General features: G+C 37.0%; 12 protein-coding genes. 6 read left to right on the top strand and 6 right to left on the bottom strand.

The features are described 5' to 3' along the window. Window positions 1–66: 66 nt before the first annotated feature. The gene (locus D9780_RS09820) at window positions 67–876 is read left to right on the top strand and encodes an inositol monophosphatase family protein (protein WP_121639973.1); all 810 of its coding nucleotides are present in this window, start codon (window positions 67–69) and stop codon (window positions 874–876) included. A 4-nt stretch (window positions 877–880) separates the two neighbouring features. Here D9780_RS09820 and D9780_RS21090 read toward each other — a convergent pair whose 3' ends face one another. Further along, on the bottom strand, window positions 881–1,051 hold the full coding sequence (locus D9780_RS21090; RefSeq protein ID WP_162985833.1) for a DUF5325 family protein: 171 nt from the start codon (window positions 1,049–1,051) through the stop codon (window positions 881–883). 152 nt (window positions 1,052–1,203) lie between these two features. Here D9780_RS21090 and D9780_RS09815 point away from each other — a divergent pair, with 152 nt between their 5' ends. Beyond that, window positions 1,204–1,503 carry a YlaH-like family protein gene (locus tag D9780_RS09815; protein ID WP_073005355.1) on the top strand — a complete coding sequence of 100 codons (300 nt, stop codon included), beginning with the start codon at window positions 1,204–1,206 and terminating at the stop codon, window positions 1,501–1,503. A 104-nt stretch (window positions 1,504–1,607) separates the two neighbouring features. On the opposite strand, the gene D9780_RS09810 is transcribed toward D9780_RS09815, so the two are convergent. Continuing rightward, window positions 1,608–1,814 (bottom strand): YlaI family protein, encoded by a 207-nt coding sequence (locus tag D9780_RS09810; protein WP_121639972.1) that lies wholly within the window; start codon window positions 1,812–1,814, stop codon window positions 1,608–1,610. 177 nt (window positions 1,815–1,991) lie between these two features. Here D9780_RS09810 and D9780_RS09805 point away from each other — a divergent pair, with 177 nt between their 5' ends. Then, complete coding sequence (locus D9780_RS09805) at window positions 1,992–2,351, top strand: hypothetical protein (protein WP_240458803.1); 360 nt, start codon at window positions 1,992–1,994, stop codon at window positions 2,349–2,351. Here the strand turns inward: D9780_RS09805 and ltrA are convergent. The 3 genes from ltrA to D9780_RS09790 form a co-directional block, all read right to left on the bottom strand. Then, entirely contained in the window at window positions 2,348–3,610 is a 1,263-nt protein-coding gene (gene ltrA, locus D9780_RS09800; protein WP_121639859.1) for a group II intron reverse transcriptase/maturase, read from the bottom strand. The two genes, D9780_RS09805 and ltrA, sit on opposite strands and share 4 nt — an antisense overlap. A gap of 664 nt (window positions 3,611–4,274) precedes the next feature. Beyond that, window positions 4,275–4,877: a YhcN/YlaJ family sporulation lipoprotein gene (locus D9780_RS09795; RefSeq protein WP_073005349.1), complete on the bottom strand. Its 603-nt coding sequence runs from the start codon at window positions 4,875–4,877 to the stop codon at window positions 4,275–4,277. Window positions 4,878–5,312: 435 nt separating this feature from the next. Continuing rightward, complete coding sequence (locus D9780_RS09790; RefSeq protein ID WP_121639971.1) at window positions 5,313–5,798, bottom strand: hypothetical protein; 486 nt, start codon at window positions 5,796–5,798, stop codon at window positions 5,313–5,315. 284 nt (window positions 5,799–6,082) lie between these two features. Here D9780_RS09790 and D9780_RS09785 point away from each other — a divergent pair, with 284 nt between their 5' ends. From D9780_RS09785 to pyc, 3 genes are all read left to right on the top strand, one after another. Next, complete coding sequence (locus tag D9780_RS09785) at window positions 6,083–6,364, top strand: Fpa/YlaN family protein (RefSeq protein WP_073005346.1); 282 nt, start codon at window positions 6,083–6,085, stop codon at window positions 6,362–6,364. A gap of 242 nt (window positions 6,365–6,606) precedes the next feature. Continuing rightward, window positions 6,607–7,797: an FtsW/RodA/SpoVE family cell cycle protein gene (locus tag D9780_RS09780; RefSeq protein ID WP_121639970.1), complete on the top strand. Its 1,191-nt coding sequence runs from the start codon at window positions 6,607–6,609 to the stop codon at window positions 7,795–7,797. Then, on the top strand, window positions 7,764–11,207 hold the full coding sequence (gene pyc, locus D9780_RS09775; protein ID WP_121639969.1) for a pyruvate carboxylase: 3,444 nt from the start codon (window positions 7,764–7,766) through the stop codon (window positions 11,205–11,207). The genes D9780_RS09780 and pyc overlap by 34 nt, the downstream gene beginning before the upstream one ends. Window positions 11,208–11,842: 635 nt before the next feature. On the opposite strand, the gene D9780_RS09765 is transcribed toward pyc, so the two are convergent. Continuing rightward, window positions 11,843–12,796 (bottom strand): COX15/CtaA family protein, encoded by a 954-nt coding sequence (locus tag D9780_RS09765; RefSeq protein ID WP_121639967.1) that lies wholly within the window; start codon window positions 12,794–12,796, stop codon window positions 11,843–11,845. Window positions 12,797–13,287: the final 491 nt, after the last annotated feature.

Genomic DNA, 13,287 nt, shown 5'->3' with positions numbered 1-13,287 from the left:
CAATTCATGACGGCGTATCTAAAATTTGGTACTATTATATGTAGCATTGAATGGAGGAGTATACAGATGAACAAAGCGCAGCGTGATATGATTTTTTCCCAAGCTACAAAGTGGATATACGAAGCGGGTGAGCAGATAAGGAAACAAATTCATAATCCATTAACTATTGATACAAAATCAAATGCGAATGATTTAGTAACTGAGATGGATCGTTCAACCGAAGCTTTTCTGGCAAATAACATTAAATCTACGTTTACTGATCATTTTATTTTAAGCGAAGAAGGCTACGGTGATCAGTTAGATTCTATGAATGGTATCGTTTGGATTATTGATCCTATTGATGGCACGATGAATTTTGTCCATCAAAAAAGAAATTTTGCGATTTCAATCGGTATTTTTAATAATGGTATTGGAGAAATTGGACTTATTTATAACGTGATGGAAGATGTTTTATATAGCGCAAAAAGAGGGGAAGGTGCTTATAAGAATAATAAGAAGCTTCCACAACTTCATCATGATATCCTTTTCCAGGAAGCAATTGTTAGTATGAATCACTTTTGGCTATGTGAAAACCGCCTCGTTGACGAAAAATGGATGCAAAAACTTGTAAAAGATGTGAGAGGGTCAAGGACTTACGGTTCGGCGGCATTAGAATTTGCATTTGTCGCAGAAGGTATTATCGATAGTTATTTAACATTGAGTCTGTCACCGTGGGATTATGCAGCGGGAATGGTTATTATTAACGAAGTTGGAGGAGTAACAACTACTATAGATGGCGATACACTCGACATGCTTTCAAAAACATCTGTCGCTTCTGGAAATCCATGTATTCAAGAAAAAATTATAGCTAATTATATAAAAAAAGCAAGGAAGTGATTTGTCACTCCCTTGCTTTTTTTAAACGAATTCCAGTTCCCATCAATGTAAAGCCTAATAATAAAAATAAAACCGTCAACCAAGTATTACGATAAGCTATAGCAGCACCTACACCGACAAACATGCCAATTACAAGCATTGCTAAAAGCAACATCGGTATATTTAACTTCTTCATTCCCATCCACCTCTTCTTCACCTTCTAGTATAAATGAATAGAGGTGAGAATTCAAAATGTATTGCGTTATTCGATAAGATTATAACTGGCGAAATATAATATATTTTAGTATGATGGAATATGGAGATGAGATTGATAACTGGGGGATGGCTATGGAAGGAAGTTTCAGTTTTGTGTTCAACTTTATTTTAGAACAATTCGGTACGGAACATATGTTTTTGACGTTATACATTTTGAACCTAATTTTTAGTATTATTTCATTTAAACTTGGATTTGCAAGAAAGCTTACCCTGATCAAAACAATTATTGTATATATCATGCTTGCTTTGGGTGTTTATTTATTAACTATTTTTAGTATATTTCAACTTCCAATCACGGAAAGCTTAATCTTGATATCACTTGTATTAGCAATTTATCGTTTTCGTTTATATCAAGAAAGAAAAAATCGCTAGTAACTTATATTTTTATATTTCGTTTTATAATTATGGAAATGAATTTGAAACTTAAGAGCGTTAAAAACCCAGAAGGAGTTTAATTCTTCTGGGGTTTTTATATTCTAATTATATAAATTCATCAACGGTTTTTTTTCTGAATATAAACGGAACTTACCTGTTGCATGTCTTGCTAACGTCTTTTTTCCAACTCTATTGTAGCACGTCTGACATAAGTGCATAAGGATTCTTTTATTTCTTAAGCGTTTTGCTTCAAAGCAATGATCATCAATACTTTCAACTGAATCGCAAATGGTACATTTCACTTGCATAATTTCACCTCAATGTCAAAGAATAAATAGGACAAGTATATAACCTATTCAGCATGTTTTAGGAATAATTTTAAGCTGCATGCGTATTTTGTTTATGAAATAGTATATCACAATTTTATGTTTGGGCAAATTGTGGAAAGGGTAAAGTTATATAAGAAGAAAAGAAAGGACGATTCAATGAAGAAAAAATATTTATACTCTGCAGGTGCCGCAGGAGTAATTGGAGCTACAGTTGCTGGGTACTTTCTAAAAGACAAAGATAAAAGAGATAACGTAAAAAGGAAAGTTAAAAATTATCAGAATAGCATCCGTGCTACTTTTGAAGAGGCGGGTGTACCAGATCAGTCAGAGGATAGAGGTTTGGAACAACTCGAAAATGCAAAAATGGTATCGGAAGGTTCACAGTTTGGCGTTCAATATTACAATGAAAATAAAGAAGCGAATACTAGTGAGTACCAATCGAGTAGGAGGGGGCGACTAACCCCCGACCTCTCACACCACCGTACGTACGGTTCCGTATACGGCGGTTTCATTTAAGTCCAACGCATCGTTTGATATCGTTTATGTAGACTCTTTAAGCCTAGGTTTGACCAGTATCGATCACCTAATGCTCTATGTAAGATCGGACTTTTAGCTATACGCCAATAAGCCTTTCTCGTGTTTGCCCACTCCCATGCTTTTCCTTTACTAATTCCAAGTTTTATTAAATTCTTGTATTTTGTTTTGACTTTCTTCCATTCTTTCCAGCGTATCATTCGCATCCTTCTTCGAATCCAGCTATCCAAAACTTCAAATATAGAGGGCGTCTCTGCTAGCTGATAGTAGCCTAGCCAACCTACTAAGTATCGATTTAGCTTTGCGATTCTATCCTGCATATTCATAGACTTCTTTCTTGAGGTTAGTTCTCTGACAAGCTGTTTAAAGCGTTTGATACTTTCTTTAGAAACCCGAATCTTTGGGTTCTCTTTATGGAATGTGAAAGAAAATCCTAGGAATTTACGCTTCCATGGGCGGTCTACTGCACTTTTCTGTTCATTTACTTTTAATTTGAGTTTTCCTTCGATAAATGTAGTGATACTTTTCATCACTCGCGATCCCGCTCTCCTCGATTGAACATATATGTTACAGTCGTCCGCATAACGGACGAAATGGAGCCCCCTTCGCTCTAATTCTTTATCTAGCTCATCTAAAACGATGTTGGATAGCAACGGACTTAATGGTCCGCCTTGAGGGGCTCCTTCTGTGTTTGGTTGAACGATTCCGTCCTCCATAATGCCAGCTTGGAGATACCTACGTATAAGTTTAAGTACTCTCGGATCTTTGACCTTTTGGCTCAGTTTCCTCATTAATCGGTCGTGATGTACTTTATCAAAGAATTTCTCTAAATCCATGTCTATAACCCAGCGATAGCCATCTTTCATATAGCTTCTCGCTTTCCTAACCGCGTCATGTCCTCGTCTGTTTGGGCGAAAACCATAACTATGTTCAGAAAATGTTGCGTCATAGATGGTTGTTAGAACTTGTGCGATTGCTTGTTGGATGAAACGGTCTAGCACGGTAGGAATTCCTAGCTTCCTCACTCCGCCGTTTGGTTTCGGGATTTCGACACGGCGAACGGGTTGAGGATAGTAGGTACCTGATTCGAGTTGTTCTCGAACGGAAGCCCAGTGTTCCATGAGATGCGCTCGTAGGTTTTGTACGGGCATTTCATCCACACCGTGGCTTCCTTTGTTACGTTCGACACGTTTCAGTGCACATATTAAGTTTTCTCGTGATAGAATGCTTTCCAACATGATATCTAACTCCTACGTGAATGGCTCTTTCTTCTTGTGTGGCAATTTCTCTCAGCCCTTCTAGTGTCCCCCACGGGATTCACCGCTTCCTTCACTAGGAAGGTTTTCTTGTTTCTGCTTCATCAAGTATTGCGTACTCCGAAGCGACCATTCTTCTTCAATGATTCAGCCCTTCCTAGAAATATCTAGTACTACGGCTTCGGCTGACTTCTGACAGTTCAGCGAACACTTACATGTTCGGTTACGGCGTGTGCACCGCTTTTCTGTCAGATCTCCCGGGGTAAGCACACATTCTTCCTCTCCATATCCCCACTTCATTTACTCTGTGTACCCTTTGGCAGTAAGGACTTTGACTTGTTGTGCAGTCTCATCCAAGTACACCTAGCCTTCTATGAAGTTCGTGTTCCTAAGGGCGGAGATTTGCCGCCGACTTCCTTCAGATTCTGGGTCACCCCAGACACCCTTGTCTTAGGCTAACCACTACTACTGCCTTCGTGGTTCGGGACTCGAACCCTAGAGAATGTGTGCATGCCTGGCACACACAATAAAAAAGTTTCCGCTTATAAGCGGAAACTTTTTTACACTATAGGAAAGCATAAGATTCTTAGGTTTATCTTGAATTGCTGTGAGACAGCCGCTTCAATCCTTGTTAAGTGGTTGGTGTAGCTCACGATGCATTCTGTTTATGATGATTGGATTGTTCTTCCTCCGTATCTTCAAGTTGCTCTTTTTCTTCTTCAGGGATTACCTCTTTATTTGGATCACTTTCCTTTGGTCGATTTTTGTTAATAGGAAATTCTGGCATATATCGCCCAACAACGGCGGCTAATTCATCCACCAAACCGTATACAGGTTGACCTTGTTCCATCTTATCCACTATCCCACGAATTCGTTCATTAGCATCAGCGTCTGCAACCACAACAGCTGTTTTACCATATGGATCATTATACAATGCTTCTGAAACGCTATATTTAATAGTACCGACTCTAGAACGATCGAGGTCTTTATCAACATCTATTCCTACTACTGCATATGAACCAGCTACAATTGATACCGCATCGTTAACATTTGGTACACCACTAGCAATATTTGCTAAATGGTTTGCAATTTCTTTGTTAGTCAACGATTTTTGTTTTGTTGGTTCTGAGTTTTTAACTTGTTCAAACTGATTTGTTTCTTCGTTTGTAATAGATTCTTCACGATCTTCTTGCATACAAGCTGTAAATATAAACAAGCTAAGAAACGTGATTCCCATAAATGCTAATCTCATTGTCATTCCTCCATTTATTCACCTTATTAGAGGTTGTACGTTCAGTAAATATTCTTCCTCTCTTTGGACTGTGTTATTAGGTTTAGTTTGTTTAGAAATCAGGGAAATATGCAGGTGGAAAAAAATCAGGCTAACTTTTGGGTGGTTGTGAAGTATTACTTTGCATTAAAGAAATGTATAAGATGAAAAAAAGAAGGCTTTATTTCTTCATAAGACTTGACGATAGAAAAGTTTAAGAAAAATAATTAACGAACGGGGAATAACAAAAATCTATTGACATACATTTTTGGGAATAAAAAAGTTATCACCTTTCTTAAGGACCTCATAAGTAACAAATAAAAACAATGAAGAGGACAAAAGTGGAGGTCTATAGAAAGGCGATAACGTCAATTAAATATTTAAGTAAAATAAACCACGTTAAAAAGATTGTCTACATTACTGGATAGAAACACTTTTAATATGTGTAATAGGATCATGTTTATTGGAACCATCTTTATAGTATAGATGTACTGGTCCATCTGTTTTCAGAGGCTTCCCATCCTTCGAAAATAAGAAATAGCTATTGAACAGATCTTTCAACGGAATGGTTACGTTTTCAAGCTCGCGAATTAAAACAGCTTCTGTTGCGCTTGCGCTAATCTCTGCATGGTTTAAAAAATCCTCTAACGGAATAACGTATGAACTACTCAACATTTTTTCCCGCTCATACTTTTTTATACTTCGATTTACTGGTGGTTTTACTTGTTCAGAAATTTCTCTTTCCCACCTTTGTGATGTTTGTTTTAACGTTTCATCCTCATCCACCGTAACATGCTCGTTTACAAAAGCATGTTCAAATTCGACTTTACGATCATCGAATATCCAAACAGTAGGATCTAATGTAATAGGAAATTTGACTTTCCCTTTAATTGGCACGATCATTTAAATCACCTCGTAGTAGAATTCTTATATAGGATAGCAAACCTTGAAGATAATTGCATTCATTTTGGGTTAAGCTAGAGAGAAATAGAAATTTAAAACTACTCGATTAGCACGCGTTTTTAAGTTATAATATAATGTAGTTTAAAATAAATAAACGTACAATTAATAATAACCTTTTCACGCTATACGAAAAGCCCTAATTAATATTTTTTTATTTGCATTTTGCAAGCACTAACGATAATATAATATAGAAAGAAGCTTTGAAAACGGAGGGGATAGATTTGATGCAAGAGGTGACCGTAAATCATCGCGAAAAAGCCCATGCCCTTCTTAAGGCTGATGCTGACAAAATTTTGCGACTTATAGAAGTTCAAATAGATAATTTAACCATGCCACAATGTCCATTATACGAAGAAGTCTTGGATACACAAATGTTTGGGCTTTCCAGGGAGATTGATTTTGCTGTTCGATTAAATTTAATTAGCGAAAGTGAAGGTAAAGAAATATTAGAAGATCTGGAGAGGAAGTTAAATATTCTGCATGAAGCAGCGCAAAATTCCGTATAATCCTACTTATCTTCGGTTTTTGCGAGAACGAATAGAAGCAAAAACTTTGCCTGCATAATAATTTCTGGCAAGGTTTTTTTGTTTCAGATATCTGTAATACTGGCTTTCGGTTTAAAGTATAGTCGACATCATAAGCGTAGTTTTGCATTACATAGAATAAGCACGCGGAAAAGTTGTTGTTGAAAAATATTATATCGTTTTGAATAAAGCTTTTGTATTACATATTTAGTAGGGAGAAGAATATGCTACAAAAATTAAAATTTTATGATTATACACTTATAATAACGCCCATTTTATTAGCAGCTTTTGGTTTAGTAATGGTTTATAGTGCAAGCATGGTTTTTGCTGTTGTTCAAGGGCATGCTGCTAATCATTATTTAACGCAACAATCTATCCGCTTTGGAATGGGGCTAATAGGATTTATTTTATGCTCTGCTTTTCCATATCGCTACTATCAAAAACTAATCAAACCTATTATACTAGGTGTAATACTGTTATTGATTGGGGTGTTGCTATTTGGTTCAGAAGTGAACAATGCACAATCCTGGATATTGGGAATTCAACCGGCAGAATTTGCTAAACTTGCGATTGTTATGTACTTAGCTTCTGTGTATTCCAAAAAACAGGAATACATTCGTGAATTTAGTAAAGCTGTCTTACCACCGCTCATTATTACAGGAATTATTTTAGCACTTATCGTTTTACAGCCGGACATTGGAACAGCTTCCATTGTTTTCTTAATTGCATGTTCGGTTATTTTTAGTTCAGGTATCCGGTTTAAGCACTTATCCCTACTCCTGTTTATCGGTTTGATGTTTTTATTGATGACGTTACCGTATATGGCCACTGATGAGCGGCTCACCCGATTTACGGGTGCTTATCAGCCCTTTGAAACTCCTGCATCTCACGGCTATCAGTTAATCCAATCTTATGTGGCAATTGGAAACGGTGGACTAGCTGGTGAAGGATTAGGGCAAAGTGTACAAAAATTAGGGTATTTAACAGAAGCGCATACAGATTTTATTATGGCGGTAGTTGCTGAGGAGTTAGGTTTTATCGGTGTTGTTATTGTTATTGGTATGTTATCTATTATTGTACTTAGAGGTTTGTTTATCTCTAGAAAGGCGAAGGATAGCTTTGGCTCTTTATTAGCGATTGGCATCTCTTCCATGGTGGGAATACAAGCATTTATTAATTTAGGAGCCATTAGTGGCTTATTACCAATTACAGGAGTGCCATTACCATTTGTAAGTTATGGCGGTTCATCTCTTTTGGTGTTATTAATATCAATGGGGATTTTAAATAATATTGCTATGCATATTAAAAAAAGAGAATTAGAACCAGCAGGAGAAAATCAAAATACTCGTGACATATCACAAGCATATCGAGGAGGGAGAACATGGCACAACTTAAACAAATCAACAAAGTATTAGTTGCCAATCGAGGGGAAATTGCAATTCGTGTTTTTCGGGCATGTACCGAATTAAATATTCGTACTGTTGCAATCTATTCCAAAGAAGATTTAAGTTCCTATCACCGTTATAAAGCGGACGAGGCGTATTTAATTGGAGAAGGAAAGAAGCCAATTGATGCATATCTGGATATTGAAGGTATTATCCAGTTAGCTAAGCAAGTAGGAGTAGATGCCATTCATCCTGGCTATGGATTCTTATCTGAAAATATTAACTTTGCGAAGCGATGTGAAGAGGAAGGAATTATTTTCATTGGTCCAACAAGTAATCATTTAGATATGTTTGGGGACAAAGTAAAAGCTCGGTACCAAGCTACACAGGCAGGTTTACCTGTTATACCAGGAAGCGGTGGCCCGGTCAACTCTTTGGAAGAGGTGGAACAGTTTGCAAGGGATCATGGTTTTCCAATCATTATTAAAGCCACTTTAGGCGGTGGAGGACGAGGTATGCGTATCGTTCGAAGTAAGCAGGGACTTGCGGAGGCGTACGATCGTGCTAAGTCTGAGGCTAGGGCTGCATTTGGTAATGATGAAATTTACTTAGAAAAGCTCATTGAAAACCCAAAACATATTGAAGTTCAAATTATTGGAGATCACCATGAGAATATCATTCATTTGTACGAAAGAGACTGCTCTGTACAGCGAAGACATCAAAAGTTAGTCGAGGTTGCTCCAAGTATATCTTTGCCTGAAGAACTGCGTATGAAAATATGTGAAGCTGCGGTCAAACTAATGAAAAATGTTAATTATTTAAACGCTGGTACTGTAGAGTTTTTAGTGACTGAGAATGAGTTCTTCTTTATTGAAGTAAATCCAAGGGTTCAAGTAGAGCATACGATTACTGAAATGATTACTGGTGTTGACATTGTCCAGACGCAAATTAAAGTCGCTGAAGGAAGAAGTTTACATGATGATTCCATCGGTATATCGGAGCAGGATAAAATTGTTACTACAGGATATGCTATCCAATCGCGTGTAACAACAGAAGATCCGCTGAACAACTTTATGCCAGATACTGGAAGGATTATGGCTTACCGATCTGGTGGTGGATTTGGTGTCCGATTAGATGCGGGGAATGGATTTCAAGGTTCTGTTATTTCACCGCACTATGATTCATTGTTAGTTAAAGTGTCTACTTGGGCGTTAAATTTTAATCAAGCTGCACAAAAAATGGTCAGAAACTTAAAAGAATTTCGTATACGTGGTATAAAAACAAACATTCCATTTTTACAAAATGTTATTTTACACAAAAATTTCTTAAATGGGGTCTATGATACAACATTTGTTGATAACACACCTGAATTATTTGTATTTCCAAAACGAAAAGATCGTGGAACGAAAATGCTAACATATATTGGAAATACGACAGTAAATGGTGTTGATAAAGATGGAAATAAAGAAAAACCTGTTTTTGATGATTTAAAGCTTCCCGATGTTAATACATCTAACCCAATAGCTTCAGGTACAAAGCAAATTTTAGATAAACATGGTCCTGATGAGTTAGCAAAGTGGTTAAAAGAACAAAAAGAGGTGTTGTTAACCGACACAACGTTTCGTGATGCACACCAATCTTTATTAGCGACGAGAGTTCGTACGAAGGATTTGCATCGTATCGCGGAACCTACCGCTAGATTGCTTCCAAACTTATTTTCAGTCGAAATGTGGGGAGGAGCCACATTTGACGTAGCTTACCGCTTTTTAAAAGAAGACCCATGGGATCGCTTGTTAAAGCTTCGTGCAAGTATGCCAAATGTATTGTTACAAATGCTGCTTCGTGCAAGTAATGCGGTAGGTTATAAGAATTACCCAGATAATGTAATTAAAGAATTTGTGGAGAAAAGCGCAACAGCCGGCATTGATGTGTTCCGAATTTTTGACAGTCTAAACTGGGTAGAAGGCATGCAATTAGCAATAGAAGAAGTACGCAACAATAATAAAATTGCAGAAGCTACTATGTGTTATACAGGCAATATTTTAGATACTGGACGAACAAAGTATGATATTAGCTATTATAAAAATTTAGCTAAAGATTTAAAAGCGTCAGGAGCGCATATTCTCGGTATTAAGGATATGGCAGGATTATTAAAACCGGAAGCGGCATATCAATTGGTGTCTACATTAAAAGAGACGGTTGACTTACCAATTCATCTGCATACACACGACACCAGTGGAAATGGAATTTATTTATATGCCCGAGCTATCGATGCCGGAGTAGACGCTGTGGATGTTGCAGCCGGACCCATGGCTGGTCTAACTTCTCAACCAAGTGCACAGACTTTATACCACGCATTAGAAGGGCATGAACGCCAACCAAAAGTGGATGTAAATGCTTATGAAGAGCTTTCTTATTATTGGGAAGGTATACGTGAATACTACCGTGATTTTGAAAGTGGAATGAAGGCACCACATACTGAAATTTATATGCATGAAATGCCTGGAGGTCAGTATAGTAATTTGAAGCAACAAGCCAAAGCTGTAGGGCTTGAAGATCGTTGGAATGAAGTAAAAACAATGTTTCGACAAGTGAATGATATGTTTGGTGATATTGTTAAAGTTACCCCTTCGTCAAAAGTGATTGGTGATATGACTTTATTTATGGTGCAAAATAATTTGACAGAAGATGATATTTATGAACGTGGAGAAACGATTGACTTTCCGGATTCTGTAATAGAATTTGCACAAGGCTACATTGGACAGCCTTATCAGGGTTTCCCGCCAGAATTGCAACGAATCATTCTGAAAGGAAAGGACCCTATCAAAACACGTCCAGGTGAATTGCTAGAACCAGTTGACTTTACGCAACTAAAGGAAACGTTATTTAAGACCTTGGACCGACAAGTAACTAGCTTTGATTTAATATCTCACGCTCTTTACCCTAAAGTTTTTATGGAATATCATAAATTTCATGACAAATACGGCGATGTAAGTGTATTGGATACACCGACTTTCTTCTATGGGATGAGGCTTGGAGAAACGGTTGAAGTAGAAATTGAACAAGGGAAAACGTTAATTGTAAAACTTGTTTCTATTTCAGAACCTAGAGAAGATGGCACGCGTGTTGTATACTTTGAATTGAATGGGCAAACGAGAGAGATTGTTGTGAAAGATCAAAGCATTCAATCTGAAGTTGAGATGAGGCCAAAAGTAGATAAAACTAATGAAAAACATATTGGTGCTACAATGCCAGGGACAGTAATAAAAGTTCTTTGTCAATCGGGAGAGCGCGTTAATAAAGGAGACCATTTATTGATTAATGAAGCTATGAAAATGGAAACAACTGTCCAAGCTCCATTTACAGGAGTTATTAAGCAAGTGAATGTAAAAGATGGCGATAGTATTGCTGTAGATGATCTACTTATTGAATTAGAATAAAATAAGAAACAAAAAGTGCAGGTTCCCGTTTAGCAACGAAGCGAATGAAAGAATGAACGTAAATAAAGCGTCGCGGTGAGGCGGCGAATTGAAGATAACTTATTCGTAGGGTGATTTCGTGGAAGTTTGGCGATGGAACTGGACGTGAGTATTTGGTTATTTCGTTATCAACAAGCGCTTCATCTACAAGCAAAAGAGCAGGTTTAAATCCTGCTCTTTTTTACGTGATAGAAATGTTAGTTAAGTGGGGGATAGCAATGGCGAAATTAAATTCTTCGCTTAAGGAGATGCTTTCTCTACAAAAGTTTAAAAAAGTAACCGATATGAGCCAAGTTTTAAGGGTTTAAAAACTAGGCTTAACGTCATTAGGACTTGTTGATACCTATAGTTTTTTGATAATTGTAGGTAATAATGATGGCTACTTCGCATTTGTAATAAAAATAATTTATCTTTGGTATAAGATGTTGTAGATTCCCGCTTCAACAATCGGAGATGTGCTAAACAAGTCTAAGTGGGAGATCACAAACAGTACCTAAATCTTCTTTCTCGTAAGAGGACTTTAAGTCATATCCTTGGGCTACTAGCCATCAGTGGGGATGAAAGCTCCCCGCTGATTGAAGATTCACTCTATGTGTTTACGATGAAATTTGCGTCTCTGACTTATTGTTGTCTGTTTGTTTTGCATATTTAGCACTACGTGTCGCGTGTAAAATAAAATATGTTAACATACCAAAAAATAGCGATATAATAAGTGCATGCATTAAAGCGGTAGCTAAGTGCAATCGTGTGAATATAATCATAGCACCAAAGAATACCTGTAAAGTTATTAAACAAATAACCGTCCACCACCCCCAAAACATTAACTTATTATTCTTGTAGGTACGTATCATGCGAAAAGCGAATATAACCGTCCATAAAAATAAAATCCCTGCAGCAAGCCTATGCCCCATTTGAATCCATTGCGGTATAACGTAATTAGAAAAGTCTAGTGGAGCCTGGTTGTTACAAAAAGGCCAACTCTTACAAACTAAATTTGCGTCAGTGTGGCGCACGAGAGCTCCAGAATAAACGACGAGCATCGTGTAGATGGTTAAAGCATAAATTTCCAATCGATGCGCTTTTTTTATTAAAAGTGACTTTGCATCAAATTTTTTATCTACCTCAAAAATAAGTAACATTAACAGAAATACAGCAGCAAAAGAAATTAATGAAATTCCGAAGTGTGCAGCAAGGGCGAAATCAGATTGTCCCCATACCACAGCTGCCGCTCCAATGAGTGCTTGTAAAATTAAAAATAAAACGGAAAGTATAGAAAGAAATTTAACCTCGCGAACATGACCAAGTTTAATCCAGGCTAAAATCGCCAAACCTATAACGGCAAATCCAACTACACCAGTAACTAATCGATGGCTTAGTTCAATAATTAATTCCGGTGTAATTTCAGAAGGCAACCATTCCCCTTCACATAAAGGCCAGCTATTTCCACAGCCATCTTCTGAGCCGGTTTTTGTTACAAGAGCACCCCCAAGCAACACAAATGTCATTCCAAGTGTCGCTACAATAGATAACCATTTTAAGCTTTTTATCATAATTATTGCCTCGCTTTTTATGTATTATTCACGCTAGTGTAAGTATACCTTTTCATCTACACATTCGTTCAAAAACATCATAGAAATAAGGGTGGAAGCATCATCCTTAGATTAAGTACAGAAGGGGGATTTTGAGAATTATTTTCTACAAAACTATTTGTTAATCCTGTATATAAAGTGCTGTAAACTCCACTTTCAAGTCAAAGCGAGAGATCATAGCACCTAAATCGTGGGGAATAGAAGAACCTCCCAATATTTGAAGACTCCCTTTACATATACAAACTCTGAAAGATAGTAGCTTCAGTTATGTGATAGCAGAAATTTTCTGCTAGATTCATCATAATATTAGTAGCGCCTAAAAAGCAAAGAATTAATTAGAAACAGTTCAATCTGTTAAAGGATTGTGTTAATATTAGCAGGTAATCATTTCATTGCAAAAACTGCATTTATCTTAACATGAAAACAAACTATTTTCACTATAAAAATAAAAA

Source organism: Virgibacillus sp. Bac330, assembly GCF_003667845.1.
GTDB classification, from domain to species: Bacteria; Bacillota; Bacilli; order Bacillales; family Amphibacillaceae; genus Virgibacillus; species Virgibacillus chiguensis.
The sequence above is the reverse complement of the archived record's forward strand: the minus strand, read 5'-3'. Positions and strand labels throughout refer to the sequence as shown.

Excerpts from the sequence above, each read along its gene's own strand:
- D9780_RS09780 (WP_121639970.1), top strand. The coding sequence starts at position 6,607 with ATGCTACAAAAATTAAAATTTTATGATTATACACTTATAATAACGCCC.
- D9780_RS21090 (WP_162985833.1), bottom strand. The coding sequence starts at position 1,051 with ATGAAGAAGTTAAATATACCGATGTTGCTTTTAGCAATGCTTGTAATT.
- pyc (WP_121639969.1), top strand. The coding sequence starts at position 7,764 with ATGGCACAACTTAAACAAATCAACAAAGTATTAGTTGCCAATCGAGGG.
- D9780_RS09820 (WP_121639973.1), top strand. The coding sequence starts at position 67 with ATGAACAAAGCGCAGCGTGATATGATTTTTTCCCAAGCTACAAAGTGG.
- D9780_RS09765 (WP_121639967.1), bottom strand. The coding sequence starts at position 12,796 with ATGATAAAAAGCTTAAAATGGTTATCTATTGTAGCGACACTTGGAATG.
- D9780_RS09785 (WP_073005346.1), top strand. The coding sequence starts at position 6,083 with ATGCAAGAGGTGACCGTAAATCATCGCGAAAAAGCCCATGCCCTTCTT.
- D9780_RS09810 (WP_121639972.1), bottom strand. The coding sequence starts at position 1,814 with ATGCAAGTGAAATGTACCATTTGCGATTCAGTTGAAAGTATTGATGAT.
- D9780_RS09805 (WP_240458803.1), top strand. The coding sequence starts at position 1,992 with ATGAAGAAAAAATATTTATACTCTGCAGGTGCCGCAGGAGTAATTGGA.
- D9780_RS09815 (WP_073005355.1), top strand. The coding sequence starts at position 1,204 with ATGGAAGGAAGTTTCAGTTTTGTGTTCAACTTTATTTTAGAACAATTC.
- D9780_RS09790 (WP_121639971.1), bottom strand. The coding sequence starts at position 5,798 with ATGATCGTGCCAATTAAAGGGAAAGTCAAATTTCCTATTACATTAGAT.
- D9780_RS09795 (WP_073005349.1), bottom strand. The coding sequence starts at position 4,877 with ATGAGATTAGCATTTATGGGAATCACGTTTCTTAGCTTGTTTATATTT.